Annotated in this window: 16 protein-coding genes; 13 read left to right on the top strand and 3 right to left on the bottom strand. The window is 35.5% G+C overall.

Going from position 1 to position 20,345, the window contains the following annotated elements:
- Positions 1-60: 60 nt before the first annotated feature.
- Positions 61-1,665, top strand: a complete 1,605-nt coding sequence (locus tag K5G00_RS10265; protein ID WP_238766072.1) for a fumarate hydratase — start codon at positions 61-63, stop codon at positions 1,663-1,665.
- Positions 1,666-1,715: 50 nt separating this feature from the next.
- On the opposite strand, the gene K5G00_RS10260 is transcribed toward K5G00_RS10265, so the two are convergent.
- Positions 1,716-3,425 (bottom strand): histidine kinase N-terminal 7TM domain-containing protein, encoded by a 1,710-nt coding sequence (locus K5G00_RS10260; RefSeq protein WP_238766071.1) that lies wholly within the window; start codon positions 3,423-3,425, stop codon positions 1,716-1,718.
- 439 nt (positions 3,426-3,864) lie between these two features.
- Here K5G00_RS10260 and K5G00_RS10255 point away from each other — a divergent pair, with 439 nt between their 5' ends.
- From K5G00_RS10255 to K5G00_RS10225, 7 genes are all read left to right on the top strand, one after another.
- Complete coding sequence (locus tag K5G00_RS10255) at positions 3,865-4,905, top strand: zinc-dependent alcohol dehydrogenase family protein (protein ID WP_238766070.1); 1,041 nt, start codon at positions 3,865-3,867, stop codon at positions 4,903-4,905.
- A gap of 102 nt (positions 4,906-5,007) precedes the next feature.
- Positions 5,008-5,778, top strand: coding sequence for an amidohydrolase (locus K5G00_RS10250; RefSeq protein WP_238766069.1), 771 nt, complete (start codon positions 5,008-5,010; stop codon positions 5,776-5,778).
- A 302-nt stretch (positions 5,779-6,080) separates the two neighbouring features.
- Positions 6,081-6,773 carry an energy transducer TonB gene (locus tag K5G00_RS10245; RefSeq protein ID WP_238766068.1) on the top strand — a complete coding sequence of 231 codons (693 nt, stop codon included), beginning with the start codon at positions 6,081-6,083 and terminating at the stop codon, positions 6,771-6,773.
- 31 nt (positions 6,774-6,804) lie between these two features.
- On the top strand, positions 6,805-7,491 hold the full coding sequence (locus tag K5G00_RS10240) for an energy transducer TonB (RefSeq protein ID WP_238766067.1): 687 nt from the start codon (positions 6,805-6,807) through the stop codon (positions 7,489-7,491).
- 211 nt (positions 7,492-7,702) lie between these two features.
- The gene (locus tag K5G00_RS10235; protein ID WP_238766066.1) at positions 7,703-8,098 is read left to right on the top strand and encodes a BlaI/MecI/CopY family transcriptional regulator; all 396 of its coding nucleotides are present in this window, start codon (positions 7,703-7,705) and stop codon (positions 8,096-8,098) included.
- Positions 8,082-9,509 (top strand): M56 family metallopeptidase, encoded by a 1,428-nt coding sequence (locus K5G00_RS10230; RefSeq protein WP_238766065.1) that lies wholly within the window; start codon positions 8,082-8,084, stop codon positions 9,507-9,509. Before K5G00_RS10235 ends, K5G00_RS10230 begins: the two co-directional genes overlap by 17 nt.
- 39 nt (positions 9,510-9,548) lie before the next feature.
- Positions 9,549-10,802, top strand: coding sequence for a tetratricopeptide repeat protein (locus K5G00_RS10225; protein ID WP_238766064.1), 1,254 nt, complete (start codon positions 9,549-9,551; stop codon positions 10,800-10,802).
- Between the two features lie 9 nt (positions 10,803-10,811).
- Here the strand turns inward: K5G00_RS10225 and K5G00_RS30030 are convergent, their stop codons facing one another.
- The gene (locus K5G00_RS30030; protein ID WP_317235541.1) at positions 10,812-11,762 is read right to left on the bottom strand and encodes a helix-turn-helix transcriptional regulator; all 951 of its coding nucleotides are present in this window, start codon (positions 11,760-11,762) and stop codon (positions 10,812-10,814) included.
- 172 nt (positions 11,763-11,934) lie between these two features.
- On the opposite strand from K5G00_RS30030, the gene K5G00_RS10215 reads away from it, so the two are divergent.
- The gene (locus tag K5G00_RS10215) at positions 11,935-12,636 is read left to right on the top strand and encodes a DUF975 family protein (protein ID WP_158870628.1); all 702 of its coding nucleotides are present in this window, start codon (positions 11,935-11,937) and stop codon (positions 12,634-12,636) included.
- Positions 12,637-12,732: 96 nt separating this feature from the next.
- Positions 12,733-15,618, top strand: a complete 2,886-nt coding sequence (locus K5G00_RS10210; RefSeq protein WP_238766063.1) for a TolB-like translocation protein — start codon at positions 12,733-12,735, stop codon at positions 15,616-15,618.
- Here the strand turns inward: K5G00_RS10210 and K5G00_RS10205 are convergent.
- Complete coding sequence (locus tag K5G00_RS10205) at positions 15,589-16,779, bottom strand: metallophosphoesterase (protein WP_238766062.1); 1,191 nt, start codon at positions 16,777-16,779, stop codon at positions 15,589-15,591. The genes K5G00_RS10210 and K5G00_RS10205 overlap by 30 nt on opposite strands.
- Positions 16,780-17,635: 856 nt before the next feature.
- Between K5G00_RS10205 and K5G00_RS10200 the strand changes: the two genes are divergently transcribed.
- The 3 genes from K5G00_RS10200 (at position 17,636) to K5G00_RS10190 (ending at position 20,179) form a co-directional block, all read left to right on the top strand.
- Positions 17,636-18,007, top strand: coding sequence for a helix-turn-helix domain-containing protein (locus tag K5G00_RS10200; RefSeq protein ID WP_238766061.1), 372 nt, complete (start codon positions 17,636-17,638; stop codon positions 18,005-18,007).
- 493 nt (positions 18,008-18,500) lie between these two features.
- Positions 18,501-19,274: a dihydroorotate dehydrogenase electron transfer subunit gene (locus K5G00_RS10195; protein WP_238766060.1), complete on the top strand. Its 774-nt coding sequence runs from the start codon at positions 18,501-18,503 to the stop codon at positions 19,272-19,274.
- Positions 19,268-20,179: a dihydroorotate dehydrogenase gene (locus K5G00_RS10190; protein ID WP_238766059.1), complete on the top strand. Its 912-nt coding sequence runs from the start codon at positions 19,268-19,270 to the stop codon at positions 20,177-20,179. Before K5G00_RS10195 ends, K5G00_RS10190 begins: the two co-directional genes overlap by 7 nt.
- Positions 20,180-20,345: the final 166 nt, after the last annotated feature.

Genomic DNA, 20,345 nt, shown 5'->3' with positions numbered 1-20,345 from the left:
GTAAAAAAAATGAATAGTAATATCTTTGTCAAAAGAAATTGATTTTATTAAATATTTACCATGACTGAATTTAAATATCAAAAACCATTTCCAATTTTAAAAGATGAAACACCATACAAGTTATTAACTACGGATTATGTTTCAACAATTGAGGTTGACGGACGGAAAATTTTAAAAGTAGACCCTGAAGGATTGGAATTTCTTTCCAAACAGGCATTTTCAGATGTGTCTTTTTATTTACGTCCCAAACACCTTGAAAAACTGGCCAAAATTCTTAAAGATCCTGAAGCTACTGACAACGATCGTTTTGTAGCGCACACGATGCTGGTCAACCAGGTTGTTGCTGCAGAAGGAGAACTTCCCACATGTCAGGACACAGGAACCGCAATTGTAGTTGGCAAAAAGGGGGAGAATGTGTATACAGGCGTGAACGATGCAGAAAAATTGTCAAAAGGAATTTATGATACCTATAGCGAAAGAAACTTACGCTACTCACAGGTGGTTCCTTTCTCGATGTTGGAAGAAAAAAATACAGGGACAAATCTGCCAGCTCAAATCGATATTTATGCTGAAGAAGGAAACAAATATGAATTTTTATTTGTGACTAAAGGCGGTGGTTCCGGTAATAAGACATATCTGTACCAGCAAACAAAATCGTTGCTGACAGAAGAAAATCTGTCCAAATTTGTAAAGGAAAAAATTAAAGATTTGGGAACATCGGCATGTCCTCCGTACCATTTAGCTTTGGTAATTGGCGGTACTTCGGCAGAAGCGACATTGGCAGCAGTAAAAAAAGCATCTGCCGGTTATTTTGATCATCTGCCAACCGAAGGAAACGAAGGGGGACAGGCATTCCGTGACTTGGAATGGGAAGCCAAAGTGGAGAAAATCTGTCAGGATAGTGGAGTAGGAGCTCAATTTGGAGGTAAATATTTTGTTCACGATGTACGTGTTATCCGCCTGCCTCGTCACGCAGCTTCATGTCCGGTTGGACTGGGAGTGAGTTGCAGCGCCGACAGAAATATTAAGGCCAAAATTACTGAAGATGGCATTTTTCTGGAAGAGTTGGAAAAGAATCCTGCCCGTTTCCTGCCTAAGGAAGCGCCTCACATGCAACCGGCTGTTGATATTGATTTGGATCAGCCAATGGAAAAAATCAGGGAAGAGCTTTCCAAATATCCAATAAAAACACGTTTGAAACTAAAAGGTACATTGATTGTTGCCCGTGATATTGCTCATGCACAAATTAAAAAAATGATTGACGAGGGCAAACCAATGCCTGAATACTTTAAAAATCATCCGGTTTACTATGCCGGCCCGGCAAAAACTCCAAAGGGAATGGCTTCCGGAAGTTTTGGGCCAACAACAGCCGGGCGTATGGATCCATATGTGGATTTGTTCCAGAGTTTAGGTGGCTCAATGGTAATGCTGGCCAAAGGAAACCGTTCGCAGCAGGTTACCGACGCCTGTAAAAAATACGGAGGTTTTTACCTCGGTTCTATCGGGGGGCCGGCAGCGATTTTAGCAAAAGACAGCATCAAATCGGTTGAAGTAGTTGATTTCCCCGATTTGGGAATGGAAGCAGTTCGAAAAATAAAAGTAGAAGATTTCCCCGCGTTTATTATTGTTGATGATAAAGGGAATGATTTCTTTAGCGAATTGTAATCTTAAATACTTGAAATAATAAATCCGGTGCCTGTGTGCCGGATTTATTGTTACTTTGAATATTCCTGTAAAGTGAAATAAAAAGTACAACCCGTTTTCCCATCGCTTTCAACCCCAACCTCACCTCCTAATCTTTCTGCAATTCTCCTGACGATGGAAAGTCCCAGACCATGGCCTGAGGTTTTTGATATATGTCTTTTTAGCCGGGTAAATTCTTTAAACAAAAGGTTTTGTTCTTCTATCGTTAAGCCTTCTCCATTATCTTTTACCCAAAAACGAACGGAAGACTGATGCTTTTCTGAGCCAATTTTTACTACTGGGGGGTCGCCTCCATATTTTAACGCGTTTAATACATAATTGCCCCATATTTCCTCTACCCAGGGAGCATATCCCAAAACAACCGGGAAATCTTTTGCCCGGATAATACGGGGAGCAGTTTTAAAAGAATCGATATTTAAACGCGATAAAACTTTGTCGATAATTTTATTCATATTTAGAGGCTGAATTTTGAGCGTATTTTGGTCGCGCACATTAGCCAGTAACAACAGTGAATCAACAATATCTACCATCTCCTTTGCACTTTTATTGACATAGTTAAGTGCATCTTTTTTTTCTTCGTTCGACAAATAGTCGGACATCAATAATTCCATAAAATTTAACTGTACAGCCAATGGATTTTTTAAGTCGTGGGCAACGGTACGTGCAAAAGCATCAAGTTCGTCTAATGCATATTTTCTTTCGGTGATGTCATATAACATGATAATATTGCCTGCTACATTCCTGGTATAGTCAATTAAAGGTGTTGTTTGAAGTTCAAATGTCCGTTTATGGCCCATCTCAATTTCAATTGGTTTTTTGGCGACATCGTCAACCGCATCGATAAGCTTTTTATATTTTGTGAAAACTTTTGAAAGGGTTTTTCCCAAGACCTCATTTTGTGTTTTTCCCACTATTTCTTCTGCCGCCGGATTCATTTCCAAAATACGCTTGTTTTTATCTATAAGTATCACTCCACTCTTTACATTCTTAAAGACCAAATGGTGTGCAACAGGAACCAGATCAAACAATTGATAGTGTTTTAAAATAAAAATGAAAATTATTCCAATCCCAAAAAAAGAAAGTGGTGTCGGATCATACGGGGCTATTGGGTTGTTCTTTGTGACATACAATATATTTGGAACTATTATTAATATAACCGATGCTGCAATGGGGATGATTTGTTTGAGATACAAAGTTGGTTTGTGCAAAATTCCCCAAATAAAGATCAATGCACCGCTTAAAATAAGAATATAGGCGTAAACAAGCCATATATAAAAGCCAATATTGTATTCTTTGACGAAAAGGAACAGGTTGTCTTTCAAAACAACATCATAAGATTTATAAAAAAAATGATGTTGTGACACGGTCAAAACCAGTATAAAAGTAAATACAGGAACAATAGCAAGCAAAAGCGTTTGTAATTTTGATAGTTTTTGTTCGTACTGTGTATATGATATTGCAAATAAGAGCCAAAAGAAAGCTGAACAAATATCTCCAAAATACTCTACGCGCAACATTATAAGTTTCCATGTCAAATCCGTATTGAAAAAACCTAAGAGGTATCCCAGCGACCAAAAACCGGTTCCAACAGCCATCATGCTAAAATATTTGGCCCCTTTTACTTCGCGAAGTTTTAGTCCGGTAGCAGCCAATACAAACGACAAAATTGCCACAATAAGATAAAAAAAGAAAAATGGAGTTATTTGCCATGAATCTATCATCGGGATTATTGCTTAATTTCCTTTTAAATTAATTTGTCGACCATTTATTATAAAAATAAGAGTTTAAACATTTTGTCCAAACAGCTTCCGTTGATTTTTTAAGATACATAATAATAATTGATTCTGGCTTTTTGTGAACAAGGACAACAATCTGGCTTTGTTTCAGTATTTATTCAATTTATGATTTATTCTTTATTACAAAATAACGGAGATCTTTTCCGTCAAGTGTTCCGGATTCAGACGGATAAATTTAGTGATAAAATATTAAAAAATGATTGATACTTTTATATTAAAAAAATGATAACCAAATTTAAGGTTTGTATGAATTCAGAATAATTTATTCTTCTTGTTACATTTGAACTCACTCGTTGTATAACAAAAGAAATTTAAAATAAACAGATAAAAGATTCTCGGTTTTATATTTATTCTAATTTGAAAAATGAAAGCAATTCTTTATGAAAAGTTTCGGGGGCCGGTTGAGATTCACCAGGTTCGCAACCCAAAAGTTTTGGCTGACAGTGTAATTGTAAAAGTTGAAGCAACAGGGCTTTGCCGCAGCGACTGGCACGGCTGGATGGGGCATGATCCTGATATTATTTTGCCACATGTTCCCGGTCATGAATTGGCTGGAGTTATTATGCAAACCGGGACTGAAATTAGAAATTGGAAGCCGGGAGATCGGGTGACTGTGCCGTTTGTAAGTGGATGCGGACATTGTCCTGAATGTGTATCCGGAAATCATCAGGTTTGTGATAACCAGTTTCAGCCGGGTTTTACAGCCTGGGGGTCCTTTGCCGAATTTGTTGAAATTAAATATGCAGATGTTAATTTGGTAAAATTACCCGATGAAATTGATTTTGTGACTGCTGCCAGCCTGGGATGCCGTTTTATAACGTCGTTTCGTGCCGTTATCGACCAAGGAAAAGTTTCGACAGGGCAGTGGGTAGCTGTTCATGGTTGTGGAGGTGTCGGACTTTCTGCGATTATGATTGCTACAGCTGCCGGCGCTAATGTGGTTGCTGTTGATATTGACGACACAAAGCTTCAACTGGCAAAAAAAGTAGGAGCCATTGCTTTAGTCAATTCAAGAAAAGTTAAAAATGTGCCCGAAGAAATTAAGAAACTGACTACCCGTGGAGCCCATGTTTCTATTGACGCATTGGGAAGTCAGGAAACTTGTTTTAATTCGGTAAGCTGTTTGCGAAAACGTGGGAAACACATCCAGATCGGTTTAATGACCGGTGATCACAAACATCCTAAAATTCCGATGGACATGGTGGTGGCTCATGAGTTGGAGATTTTGGGAAGTCATGGCATGCAGGCATTCAGATACACTGAAATGTTTGAAATGATAAAAGTCGGCAAATTAAAACCTGAGTTGTTGGTCGGTAAAACCATTTCGCTGGAAGAAACTGCTGATGCCCTGGTAAATATGGATGAGTTTGAAAATTTGGGAGTTACTGTAATTGATAAATTTTAGGAGAAGATTAAGCATCAAAGTAGAACCAAATTCCAATTTGTATACTATTGCAAAAACAAAAACAGACAATTCTGAAATTATTTGTTTTTTTTGTAAAACAGAATGGAAAATTTAAAGATAACACTTATTCAACCCAACATTATCTGGGAAGATATTCAGGGAAATCTGGAAAAATATTTGGATATGATTTCCAATCTGGAGCCAACCGATGTAATTGTTCTTCCCGAAATGTTTACCACTGGATTTTCTATGGCACCTGAAAAACTTAAAGAAACCACGAATGGGAATTCTGTCGGGTGGATGAAAGAGATGGCCGCGCAAACAGATGCTGCAATTGTCGGAAGTCTAATAATCGAAGAAGAAGGGAAGATTTATAACCGTGCGGTCTGGGTTTATCCTGACCAAACCATTCGAACCTACGATAAAAGGCATCTTTTTTCTATGGGAGGTGAACATAACCATTATTCCCGGGGAAACAAAAAATTGATTCTTGAATTCAGAGGCTGGAGATTTTGTCCTTTGATATGCTACGATCTACGTTTTCCGGTTTGGAGCAGGAATACAGAAAAATATGATGTGTTAATTTTTATGGCGAACTGGCCGTCGCCCCGGCACCATGTATGGAAAAATTTACTCACAACACGAGCTATAGAAAACCAATCGTATTGTGTTGGTGTAAACCGTATCGGTACCGATGGAGGAGGAATAAATTACTTGGGAGATTCGACTTTAATTTCACCTAAAGGCTTTGGCGATTTTTTAGGTGAAACTGAAACCAGCCGGACTTTTTCGATATCATATTCTGAATTACATCAATTTCGAGAGAATTTTTCACTACTGGATGACATGGATAAATTCTCTATTCTTGAATAGTTTTATATACAAAATCAATATCGGTTTTAATTCCTGCGTGTACCAATAATTTTCTCAATGTTATTTTCTCCTCAAGCCTTCCTTTTGGATTTTTCATAAGTGAACTAATCTTTTAGTTTTATATTTTACTGTATGTGAGTAGTTTGTGCTGGGATTTGAAAAATAACTAATATTTTAGTTTGAAAACTAAATATTTAGTTTTATGTTTGTTTACATAGAAATGAAAAAAAATGGCTGCGGACAAAGGCTGAATATAGAATTCGAACGAGGAAAGAGAATTGTTAAACATTAATTTAAAAGTTATGGAACAGAAAAAATCGCAAAAAGCCGATCTTGAGAATAAAAGGAATATGTTCTTTTTATTCGGGTTAGTTGCAGCTTTAGGTGTCACACTTCTCGCATTTGAGTGGACCAGCAAGCCAAATAAAGCTGCGTCACTGGGAGAAATGCAGTCAATGGTTGTAGAAGAAGAATTTATTCCGGTAACACGTGAGCCTGAAGTGAAACCACCGCCACCGCCACCGCCACCAAAAGTTGTTGAAGTTTTAAACATTGTGGATGATGATGTTGAAATTAAGGATGAACTGGAAATTGAAGATAGTGAAATCGATGACGAAACAGCAATTGATATTAATCCGGTAATTACTACTATGGCAGAAGAGGAAGAAGAGGAGGAGCAGATTTTATTTAATATCATTGAGGAACCTGCTGAGTTTCCCGGAGGCGACCGGGCTTTATATAAATATTTGAGTGACCATGTAAATTATCCGGTGATTGCTCAGGAAAACGGTATTCAGGGAAAAGTGTATGTAAAATTTGTAATCGATGAACAAGGAAATACAAGCAGGGCAGAAGTTCTTCGTGGCGTAGATTCTTCATTGGATTCCGAAGCACTACGTGTGATAAACAGTCTTCCAAAATTTAAACCCGGAAAACAGCGTGGAAAACCGGTAAAAGTGTATTACAATGCAGTAATTAATTTTCAGTTGCAATAATAAAACTGTCACACTTTAAAAAGCTAAAGCAATGGAACAAAAAAAATCAGCAAAGGCCGACCTTGAAAATAAAAGAAACATGTTTTTTTTATTTGGTTTGGTTGTGGCCTTGGGCGTCACGCTTCTGGCTTTTGAATGGACTACAAAACCAACCAAAGTTAGTTCTCTGGGAGAAATTCAATCTATGGTTGTAGAAGAAGAATTTATTCCGGTAACACGTGAGCCTGAAGTAAAACCACCACCTCCGCCACCACCACAAGTTGTTGAAGTTTTGAACATTGTTGATGATGATGTTGAAATCGAAGACGAACTGGAAATTGAAGATTCGGAAGCAGACGATGAAACTATTATCGACGTTGCTCCTGTAATTGAAACAATGGAGGAAGAAGAGGAGGAAGCACCGGAAATATTTACTATTGTTGAAGAGCCGGCAGAGTTTCCGGGCGGAATTAAAGCGTTATATAATTTTATATCCAAGTCAGTTAAGTATCCTGTTATTGCACAAGAGAATGGTATAGAAGGAACCGTTTTTGTAAAGTTTGTAGTTGACGAACAAGGTAATGCAAGCAGCGCGGAGGTTCTCCGCGGAGTAGATGCATCATTGGATTCGGAAGCGCTCAGGGTGATCAACAGTCTCCCGAGGTTTAAGCCGGGAAAACAAAGAGGAAGGCCAGTAAAAGTTTACTACCATGCAAAAATTAATTTTCAACTTCAGTAAAAAAATAACGGTTAAAAAATCCATATACTTATTTTTATACAAGCAGGAAATGTATACCTGTTTAATTAAACCTTCGGTGTTGACCGAAGGTTTTGGTTTTTATAAAATTTCAACTAAAATAACTAAACTGCTAGTTTAAAAACTAATCTATTAGTTTTAGGTATAGTTTTTGTTACAGGAACAGCTGTACTTTATCAAATTTTTAATCAGTATGAAGGAACTTACAAAAGCGGAAGAACAAATAATGCAGCTTCTCTGGAAACAGGAGAAAGCGTTCGTAAAAGATATTATCGATAAAATACCTGAACCAAAACCTGCGTATAACACGGTTTCCACAATTATCAGAATTCTGGAGAAAAAAGGATTTGTCGATCATAATGCCTATGGAAAAACCCACGAATATTTTCCTTTAATATCAAGAAAGGAATATACCAGGTCTTTTATGAAGAATTTTATGAGGAACTATTTTAGTGGATCTTTCCAGGAGATGGTGTCGTTTTTTGCCAAAGAAGATAACATGAGTCTTGCTGATTTTGATGAATTGGCAGAGGATGTAAAACGCGATTTGGAAAACGAAAATTCTGCTGAAAATGAATCACGCGATTAATTTTATTCTTGAATCCGGCATTAGTCTCTCCGTACTTGCTCTCATTTATATTTTATTTTTGAGAAGAGAGACTTTTTTTAAACTCAACCGTTTCTTTTTGTTGGGGGCGATTGTCTTTTCACTTGTTCTGCCGTTTTTAAAGTTTCAGATTTTTAGCGCAAATCCGGTTTTGTTGGAGGAAATTACCGTAACACCGTATAAAAACCTCATAGAAGCAGTTACGGTTTATGGAAAAGATTTATCAGGGACGATTGAAGAAGCAATTCTTTCAGCTAATTTTCTGATTCTAGTGTATCTGCTTGGAGTAACTTTTTTTCTCTACCGGTTTTTATTTCGGGTTGGAGACCTAACGTATATGATTTTTAAAAATCCAATTCAAAAATACGAGGGTTTTAAACTTGTTCTGCTTGACAGAGAGACTAGCCCTTTTTCTTTTCTGAGTTATGTTTTTGTCCATCGGGCGCAGGAAAAAGATATTAGTTACCATAAAATGCTGGCGCACGAGTTGGAACATATTAAACAAGGACATACATTTGATATTATCTTTCTTGAAATACTTTCTGCATTTCAATGGTTTAATCCATTTATGTGGATGTTACGAAGATCAATTCGTGAAAACCATGAATATCTGGCCGATCAGGCGGTATTAAAGTCGGGGGTTAAGCGTGGATTTTATAAGAAACTGCTTTTAAACCAATTTGTTGGATATGATTTTGAAATTGCCAATAACTTCAATTATTCGCTGATAAAAAGGCGCATTAAAATGATGTCAAGAATCAGATCTTCAAAATTTGCCAACGGGAAAATGATTTTTGGTGTTTTGGCTGCGGTTGGATTGGTTATCGTTTTTGCCTGCGAAGAAAAAGAATCATATGAAATGACTCCTGTAAAGCAAAATGACTCAATGACAGTAACTATTTTAGATCAAAAATTAAAGATTGAAGGAGCTGTCGACGGCATTGAAAAAATAAAAAATTTACTTTCCGAAAGCTCCAACATTGAATTCATGTACGATAGTGTTGGAAACAATATTGTTTTATCTCCTCAAAAAAGCCAGCTTGAGAATTCTCAGTTAGATTCTGATGAGCAAGTTTTTCTAATTGTTGAGGATATGCCCGAATTTCCGGGAGGTGAAAATTCACTAAGTAAATATATTGCCAATGCAATTATTTATCCCGAAGTCGCTGTTGAAAAAGGAATTCAGGGTAAAGTATTTGTTTCTTTTGTAGTAACCAAAAACGGAACAATCGCAAATGCAAAAATTGACCACGGTGTAGACCCTGCGTTAGACAAAGAAGCACTTCGTGTTGTAAACAGTCTTCCCAAGTGGAAACCCGGAAAACAAAAGGGGCAGGTAGTAAATGTTAATTATACGGTGCCGATTAATTTTTCGATGGATGAAGACAGTTGATGAAAACTTTTAGTTAAACTACTTCTTTATAAAGCTGATATGGATAATTTTAATAAACAATTAATTCTCCTTTTTTTTGTAATTCTGTCTGGTTTTGCTTTTTCTCAGGAAGAAATAGATTTGCTAATTCTAAATAAAGACTACAATAAAGCTTTGCAACTCATTGAGCAGGAATTAAAAGAAGATAAAAAAACAGACTTATATTTAAAGAAAGGATTGATTTATAACAAACTCCAGATGTATTCTGAAGCAATTTCTGCATTGGAAAGCGCAAATGAATTGGATGGAGGTAATTTTGATATTTTAGATGAAATTGCTGAAACACATTCTATTTTAGGAAATTATATCGACGCTATTCCATATTATGAAAGAGCTCTAAAAGTTGATCCTGATAACTTGGCATTGGCAGCAAAATTGGGACGAAACTATATTAACCTAAAAAATTACAATAAAGCATATTCAATATTCGAGCAAATCTATAGTGTTGATACTACAAACGTATATTGGAATAAACAGTTCGCATTTTGTGCATATCAGCGGAAGCAGGTTTTTACCGCAGTAGCATTGTACGAGAAGGTTATCGCAGCCAATCCGCGTGATTATTCATCTTATTTTAATTTAATAAGGTTGTATAAATTATTGCCGCCATCAGGTAAAATACAGGAAACAATCGAGCGGGGAATGGAAAATTTTCCGGAAGATGCCCAGTTTTTTGAAGAACAGGCCGATTATTATTTTTCGTCAAAACAATACACCGAGGCAAGAAGTGCCTATGAAAATTCTTTTATGTTTGGCGGCGACTCGTTATATAAGGTTTTAATGAATTACGGAATTAGTCTTTATTTTGACCGAGATGAAAGAAAATCGATATCAATTCTGGATATCTGTGCAGAGCAAGTTGCCAACGATCCTTATGTGTTATTTTATTTGAGCCTCAACTATAAACGTTTAGCTGAATACGAGGATTCGGAGGCATACATGAAAGCAGCAATCGAATCGGCAACTCCAGCTTACCTTCCTGAAATGTATCATCATCTTGGGCAGATTTTTGGTCAACAGCGAAAGTTCGAAGAATCGATAGTTGCATTAAAAAAAGCGAATGAAATGGATCCCGAAAATCCTGAAGTGCTTTTTGAGATTGCCACTACCTATGAAGAATTTAATGCCAATAAAACGCTGGCTTTAAACTATTATCAAATATATTTAAAAGAAGGTGGAGCAAAAGCACGAAATTTTAATTACGCGCAAGACCGCATCGAAAAAATAAAAGAAGACATGTTTTTTGACGAATAAAATTTAGTGTTACCCTCCTGTTTTTTCCCGTACCAGATTAGCTAGTTGAACCCTGCTTTTTACGCCTGTTTTAGTATAAATTCGGTGGGTGTGGTCTTTTACAGTTTGCAAAGTAATAAAAAGTTTTTCGGAGATCGCTTTGTTTGTTTTTCCCGTACAAATTTCAAGAATGATTTCTGCCTCCCGTTTTGAAATTTCATACAAGTTACAAAAAGTAGAAAAATCGATATTCTTTTCTTCTTCCATTGTAGGATTTGATTTCATTTCAATCTGAAAAAAAAGAGGAACCAGAATATTTACTCCAAAAAGTAAGAGGATTGATATGCAGGTTGAAATATATCCGAAAATGTGGAAAAAATTCAAGGAAGCAGAATAAATAACAATACCTAGCAAATACAAAGCAAGATATTTTTTATGAATATAGAAATCTCTTTCGTTTCCTTTTTTATCTGACTTCAGCAAAGGGGCAAAAAACAAAGCTTGTACAATTAGGTTTAGCAATAGCAAAATTTGTATGATAAAGAGATCAGGATCTGCCGGCGTACTTATTTTACCTTTATGTATCAAAAAGGTAACAATAAAGGGAACAAATATTAACAAGGGGAAAAAACTGTAAATAAATCCTTTTGGAATGCGAAATCCCTTCAGATTAAATCCAAATTTTACCAACATAAACCAGCTAACAACCAAAAAAGGAATACCAATCATAGGAATAAACAAAGCGAGCTTGCCATTTAGTTCTGCATTAAGATTAAAATCAGCAATTAATTGGCGAATGACCATATTTCCCCAAATTCCATATATGAAAAAAGAAAAAAGAAAAATTTGCTGATAAAGCAGTATTTGAAAGATTACTTTTTTGTTGCCCTGGTAAAGTTGGTATGAGATTGAGATTCCGATCACAGCCAATCCTGCGGTTATAATAAAAGTAACAATATAAGCTAGAATCTCAATTTGCATTTCTCTTTCAACTTAAGTAGTATGCTGCAATAATACAAAGTCGCCTGTTATACAGTTAACTACCAAAGTAGTGAATATACAAAATCCTACCAAAGTTGGAAGGTTATTTTTACAATTAACCGTAATTTCGATTCAGAATTAACAGAAAACAGAAACTTTAAAAAACAACAAAATGAACAATCAGGAATATTTAAGTTTGACACCAAGTATAGGTGGGAGTTTTAGCTACGGCTGGCGAAAGATGTTTGATAATGCATTTCTCTATCTGCTCGTAGCAGTAATAATTGCAGGAATTCTCAATGGTCCGGTTGGAGCTGGATGGAAAGCAGATGGCAATTTGGGCTGGGGAGCCTTAGTATTATTACCGCTAATGATTTTTGGCCTGGCTTATTCGTTTATGTTTATGCCGGTAATAAATTTTGGTGAAAAATACCTGTTTCTCAAAGCCATGAGAAATGAAGAAGCTGACCTCAAACTGTTGTTTGAAGGATTCAGAACCAACTACTTAAACATTGTGTTGGCTAATCTTATTGTATTTGCCCTGGTTATGATTGGATTTGTAATGCTCATCATTCCCGGAATAATAATTGCCTGCCGATTGGTTTTTGTGCCTTTGCTGGTAATGGATAAAAATCTTGAACCAATGAAAGCGGTTGAACGAAGCTGGCAAATGACAAAAGGACACGGTTGGAAAGTATTTTGGATGGGAGTAATTTCAATATTTATTTTTATTGGCGGATTAATTGCATTTTTTGTGGGTGTTCTCCTCTCATTTATGTGGATACATTCAGCGTTTGCAACTTTATATCAATCCATTTTAAATCAGGATGATGATGAAAATCCAATACCCATTCTAGGTGTTAACGAAGTATAAAAGCAAGTTCAAGCAAAACAAAAGCCTGGGAATTTTTCCGGGCTTTTTGTTTTTATTAAACTTCTTTGCGTATTTTGGAAAACTAAAACTACTTGAATGAAGAAATTGTTTTTCCCTGTTGTTTTATTGTTTTGTTTTGTGGTATCTAAAGCCCAGTATTTTCAAACAGGCGAAGACCCTGCTTCTATTAAATGGAGACAGATCAATACAACTAATTTTCAGATTATTTATCCGGACTATTATGAAACTCAGGCACAAAAATTGACGTGGGTTTTGGAAAAAGTTTATAACTACGGAGGCCACTCTTTAAAACACAAACCAAAAAAAATCTCTGTTATTCTTCATACGCAAACCGTAAAGTCAAATGGACTGGTGGCCTGGGCACCTAAAAGAGCTGAATTTTATACTACTCCTCATCAGGATATTTATCCGCAGGATTGGCTGGAGCAATTGGCTTTACACGAATTCAGGCATGTCGTTCAAGTTGATAAGATTAACAGCGAAATCCCCGGGCTCATAAAAGCAATTCTGGGTGAACAGGGAACGGCACTTATTTTTGGTGGTTATTTGCCATGGTGGTTTATTGAAGGAGATGCAGTTGCTACTGAAACGGCACTTAGCAAATATGGGCGGGGACGTTTCCCTTCTTTTTTAATGGAACATAAGGCGCAGGTAGTTGAAAAAGGAATTTATTCCTACGACAAAGCCTATAATGGCTCCTACAAGGATTTTGTTCCCAATCACTATAAGTTAGGTTACTACCTGGTAGGAAATGGTCGTTTAAGATACGGTACTGAAATCTGGGATTCTGTGCTGACAAATGTCGGACGACAACGCTTTCTTGCATTTTCTCCGTTTAATTCAACATTGAAAAAAATTACAGGAAAAAACAAAGTTCAGTTCTACCAAGCTGTTTTTGACAGTTTGAAAACAGTTTGGACAGAACAAGATAAAAAATACTCATCAGCCTCATTTCAAAAAATATCAGGAGAGAATACAAGGTTTACCAGTTATAAATATAATCATTGGTTAAACGATTCATTGATAATTTCGTACAAAACATCTCTCGATAAAATAGGCCGATTTGTATCTATTGACAAATACGGGAATGAGAAAGATCTCTTTTTCCCCGGAACTATTTTTAACGAATCAGTTGATTACAGGGAAAATATACTTGTCTGGTCCGAACAGGTACCTGATCCCCGCTGGTCGCATAGTGGAAAATCATTAATAAGAATTTTAAATCTTGACAATAAGAAAAAGGCTGAGTTTTATCCGGAGTTTAAAGGTTTTAGTCCTTCCATATCTCCCGACAAATCGAGTGTTGCAGTGGTCGAAACAGATTTCTCAAATAACTATTTTGTTTCTGTTTATTCTGTTCCATCGGGAGAATTGCTCCATCGTTTTCAATCAGAGAATAACAACTATTTTTTTTCACCCGAATGGTTGAATGAGAATGAGATGGCGGTTGTTGTTTTAACAAAAAACGGGAAAAAACTGGCCAAAATAGACCTCCTGGAAAATGATATGGAAATATTGGTAGACAGTGATTTGGGTGAAATAAAACAATTAATATTTGAAGGAAACACGTTATATTTTATAAGCAGCTACTCCGGTAAGAATGGTTTGTATTCATATAATTTAAATGACAAGAATATACGTTATTTATACGAACCAAGATTTGGAGCTGAATACCCGGCCATTTCAGAGAACCGAAAAATTCTTTTAAGCAATTACACTTCTGATGGTTTTAGTTTAATAAAACTGAATGAAACACGCCCGGTTATAATAACAAATGTACAAAGAGGCCGATACCTTCTTGCTGAAAAGCTTGCTAAACAAGAACCTGGTATTCCCGATTTCGATGTACCCGACACTTTGAGGTACGGCTCAAAAAAATACAATAAAAAGGCACATTTACTTAACTTTCATAGTTGGGCGCCGGCATTTGTCGACGTCAATTCATATGAAATTACGCCGGGAGCAAGTATTATGTCACAAAATAAGCTGGGAACCGCTGAAACTATTTTTGGTTACAAATGGGATGTTACAGAAGAAACGGGGCAGTTTTATGCCAGGTATACATACAAAGGTTGGTATCCTGTTTTGAGTTTTGAAATTAGTAAGGGAAACAGGGCTTCACAATATTATCAGATTCGACAAACAAAAAATGAGCAAGGTGAAATTATACATCAGGATACAACTTTGCAGGACTTTACATGGAAAATTACAAGTGCCGAAGCAAATATTAGCGTACCTTTTACTTTGACAAGAGGACCGTTTAACAGACTCGTTCAGCCAGAGGTCCAATACGAATATACCAGTTACAAACACAATCCATCGACCCCCGACAATTTCTTTAAAGGAAATTTTCAGTCTGTTACATACAGGTTATATTATCATCAGCTTTTAAAACAGGCATCAATGGACGTTTATCCTGATTTTGGAATTGTGCTTGACGGCTATTATCAGCATTCGCCGTCGGGAGAGACAGATCTGGGGAACCAAAGTGTTTTACAATCAATTTTATACTTGCCGGGTTTGATGAAGAATCACGGGATTCGAATCTATGGGGGAATTCAGGATAAGAATATCAGTGAGTCTTTTAGCTTTTCCGATGTTATAAGATACCCAAGGGGCTGGGGTAGAATTAGCACAACCGAAATGTACACAGTGGGCACTGATTACAAGTTTCCGGTATTTTACCCCGAATGGAGTTTGGCTGGTATCTTGTATCTGCAGCGAGTTAAAGGTTCCTTTTTTGGTGATTTTGCCCGCTTGAAAGGAAATGTTTACGATGATGGGGAAATAGTTGGAAGATATTCTAAAGATATTTCTTCTGTAGGAATTGAAATAACAGGCGATGTTAACTTTCTGAGGTTTTATGCTCCTGCAAGTATCGGTCTGCGTGGATCGTATCTGCCTGAATTAAACAATATGTACTTCGATTTATTATTCTCGGTCAATTTTAGCTCGCTTTAGTGTAAATACGGTTATTTCTGCCGGCATATCAATTCTCCAGGGAATTCCCACAGTTCCGAGTCCCGTATTTACATAAAGGAAATTGTCTCCATCCTGATATACCCCGCCCCAGTTCTTCCGGGTTAAGTAAGCAAGGCTAAAAGGAATTCCGCCTAACTTGATTCCCCATTGTAAACCATGTGTATGTCCTGAAAGGGTTAACTGGTAGTGTCCATTTTCTTTTACAACAGTTTCCCAGTGAGCAGGATCATGTGTCATTAGAATTTTAAAAGCATCATTAGGAATTCCTTTTCCTGCCCGTTCCAGATTAGCATATTGTGGAAAAGGCGGATGCCCCCAGTTTTCGACACCTACCACAAAAATGGAGTCGGTACCTCGATAAATAACTTTGTTTTCATTTCGCAGTAGCTGAAATCCAAGATTTGAATTTGACAACACAATTTCTTCAAAATTATCTTTCTTTAACGATTCGGTTTTCCAATTCATATAATCACCATAATCGTGGTTTCCAAGAATAGAAAAGCTTGTTCCTCCGGAGTTTAACTTATTAAAAATACCATTCCAGCCCTCGGTTTCATATGAAAAATTATTGACCAAATCGCCGGTAAACAGAATCAAATCCGGGTTAACATCTCTGATTTCTTTTTCTACTTCAGTTAATAACCTGCTTGACTTTCTTATACTACCTAAATGTATATCTGAGATATGGACCACTTTGAAATTTTCAAACCCTTCAGGAAGCGTGGCAAAATAAAGTTCTTCATTTTTAGTTTTTATCTTATTTTTTCCAGCAGATAAACCCCAAAGCATTGTTAGGCCCAGGCCAATTGAAATGATAAGGCCTGCAAAAGGAACGACTTTTCCACTTCTGAACAATTTACTTAACACATAAAATAAACTTAAAACAATCTTCAATGTCAGGTCAATAAACAGAAACGCATTAAAGTAAAAATAAGTAAAATAATTATCTGCTTCTCCCGGCTGGTTGGGATAGATATATAAAAAAACAAAAAAGAAAATAAACATAATAACATACACCCAATAGCCAATCTTAAAACTTTTGTTTCGAAGAAGATTTCCGAGGTTAAAATAAGCTCCCAAACATACAAGGATGTAAAATCCTGCAAAAAGGAGTATGTATAGCAGTTGAAACGATCGCATTTTTTTTAATTTTATCTATTTCTATTTTTTCTCAACTATTTTTAATTACTTAATTTATTAACTAAGTATCACATCAATAATAACTTGTCTTAAATATTTCTATATTTTAAGTCCATGAGAATCCAATATTTTTCTTTTTGTGACTGGATATACATCAATTTTTTGTTCCTGCTATGTTAATGCTAATTTTTGAATAAAAAAACGTATTTAATATGAATATTGCATCTCGGTCTGCATTCATTAATTAGGACAGTTGACGGTGAAAATTAGCTATTTCCTATCCTCTTTAACAATGTTTATGGATGTTACTTTTGAAACAATAATGTATAATCCTAACGAACAGCAATATGAGTTTACATATGTTTCGTGTCCTTGTACATAAAAGTATATAGGTTTTATTCATGAGGTAGAACTAATATTTCAATTTTGTTCATCTGAAAAAGTAGTAAACTTTATAAAAGTAAACCAAACTAGTAGTAATTATACAATAGTTTTTAGAAATTAAATTGGTGTCACTCTAGCCACTACTAATTAATAATAAATAATTATATAATTCACTAAATCAGTTATTTAAATATATTTATTTTAAGCTTTTTATAATAATTATTTCTCACATGTCGGAAAATGACTGATTTTCCATATTGATTTTAGATATAATATATTAATATTAAGCAAATTATGAAATTTAACTTATCTAAATTATAATATAAAATGAATAGTTTTAACGTTTTTTATAAACCAAATTTGTAAAGTGGTAATGTGAATTTATTTGTAATTTTAAATAAAATAGTTACATTTGTATATCTATCTCTATTAAAGATAGAATACAGCTTCTGACACATAAAATCAAACAGAGATGAAAGAGCGAATTCAAAAATTTATTGATTATAAAGGAATAGCAGCAGGAGAGCTGGCTTCTGTTCTTGAAGTGCAGCGTTCAAATATCTCTCATATCCTGAATGGCAGAAATAAGCCAGGAGCTTCTTTGATTGAAAAGATGCTTGTTGTATTTCCTGAGTTGAATGCCAGGTGGCTATTAACAGGAGAAGGAAGTATGATAGAAAAAGCAGAAGAACAGCTCGTGAAAAGTGAAGCAGGTTTAGAAGAGAGAACTCAAAATAAAAGTACCCAGCACTCAAATTATTTAATTAATAATAATAATAACAAGCAAATAGACAAAATAGTATTGTTATATAACGACGGTACATTTGTTTCCTATAATAAATAGATCAAAAATTCAGGTATTCCAGACGTACTATTTGAAATAAAAATCAAAGAAAGTATACAAAAGGTAATACAGATAGCTACTTATTAGAAGTGGCTATTTTGGTTTAATGACTAAGCTAAATCATAAACCACTCATAGATAATCTTTTGCATTATATTGTCATGTTTAAATATTTTTTACATAAATATATCCGTTCCAATGAAGTATTTCACAAAAATAAACAACAGAAATATAATCATTATTCACATTTGTATTTGTGCATTAAATATTTTTATTTACATTTGTATCTATGTTTACAAAAGACAAGGTGTTAAATAATAAATATACAACGTGATTACAAACCCAATTTTGTTTAGTTAATTTTAGTAGATCGTAGAGTACAGAAGTTGCTAGCCGTTATAAAATAGTATAACGGCTTTTTTTGTTCATACATTGCTGTCCGGTTTATTTGTTACTAAAATTATTGGCTATCTTTGTGCACAAATTTTTTTAAGATGAGTAGAAAGTTTGTTGAAGAGTTTAAAGTAGTTAAAAATATAGCTTTAAATTCATCTAATTTCCTGATTAAATTGCTTTCAAAAAAAGCGTTACCGCAGATAGCACCCGGACAATTTGTAAACGTAGAGGTGGAAAATTCAAAGGAAATTTTTCTTCGTCGGCCTTTTTCTGTTTTTGAAGTAGACTACACTCAAAATACCATGTCTCTGATTGTTAAAATATTAGGCCGTGGTTCAAAAAAATTGACAGAGATAGAAGAGGGAGACACCATTAATATAGTATATCCCCTGGGAAAGAGTTTTTCTTATCCTGAAAAGGAAGATAAGGTGTTGTTAATAGGAGGTGGAAGTGGGGTGGCACCCATGTTGTTTCTGGCAAAAGAAACAGGATTAGTTAAAGAAAACGTCGATATTATACTTGGTGCCCGAAGTAAAGAGGAGCATATTGATGTTTCTGACTATGCTAAATACGGAAATTTACATTACACCACAGAGGACGGCTCTTTAGGTGAAAAAGGATTTGTTACACATCACTCCATATTTGAGCAAATAAACAATTACAGTAAAATTTATGCCTGTGGCCCTGATGCAATGATGAAAGCTGTTGCCAAAATAGCTCAAACGGAAGGTATCTTTTGTGAAGTATCTCTGGAAAACCTTATGGCATGCGGATTTGGTGTTTGCCTGTGTTGTATCGAGCCAACACAAAAAGGAAATCTTTGCATATGTACAGAAGGACCGGTATTTAATATAAAGGAATTGAAATGGTAGATTTAAATGTAAAAATACATGATCTGGATTTGAAAAATCCTGTAATGACAGCATCGGGAACGTCGGGTTTTGCCGAAGAATTAACCGATTTTTACGATGTTGGTCAATTGGGGGGATTACTATTAAAAGGTACTACTCTGAAAAACAGAGACGGGAACGCTTATCCAAGGATGGCTGAAACAGCTTCCGGAATGTTAAATGCAGTGGGCCTGCAAAATAAAGGGGTTGATTATTTTATTGAAAATATATACCCAAGGATCAAGGACTATAATACGCCATTAATTGTAAACGTAAATGGTTCCACGGTAGAAGAATATATCGCGGTAACCGAAAAAGTCAACGAATTGGACAAAATTCCGGCAATAGAATTAAATATTTCATGTCCAAATGTAAAAGAAGGGGGGATGTCTTTTGGTATTAGTTGCCCAAGTGCTGAGGCAGTTACAAGAGAAGTACGGCGGGTTTATGATAAAACGCTTATTGTTAAGCTTTCGCCCAATGTAACAGATATTACTGAGATAGCTAAAGCGGTGGAAGGGCAGGGCGCCGATAGCGTTTCCCTTGTAAATACATTTTTGGGAATGAGCATTGATTCTGAAAAAAGGATTCCGCTCCTTTCAACTGTCACTGGTGGACTTTCCGGTCCTGCAATAAAGCCTATTGCTTTAAGAATGGTCTGGCAGGTGTACAATGCTGTAAAAATTCCTGTTATCGGAATGGGAGGAATTATGAATGCGGCAGATGCAATTGAATTTATGCTGGCCGGTGCTACTGCAGTACAAGTTGGTACGGCTATTTTTAAAAATCCATTTATTCCTCTTCAGATAATTGAAGGAATTAAAGAATATCTAGAGAGACATAAAATTCAATCAGCCAGTGAATTAACTGGTTGTTTACAAATGTAAAAAAAAACTTTTGCTCTGTTTTGGTGCATCTTCAAAAGTTTTCTTTCCCCTGTTTTTTTTTCAAAAATTACGACATTTTTGTAACTTATAGATGGTTTAAATTTTCAATAGAAAAATTTGATATAAAAAAATCTTAAATACTGAAATTGTAATGTGAACATTTCAA

This window comes from Maribellus maritimus (assembly GCF_022267315.1).
GTDB lineage: Bacteria > Bacteroidota > Bacteroidia > Bacteroidales > Prolixibacteraceae > Draconibacterium > Draconibacterium maritimum.
Note: the sequence above shows the minus strand (reverse complement) of the source record. Positions and strands in the feature narration are given on the sequence as shown.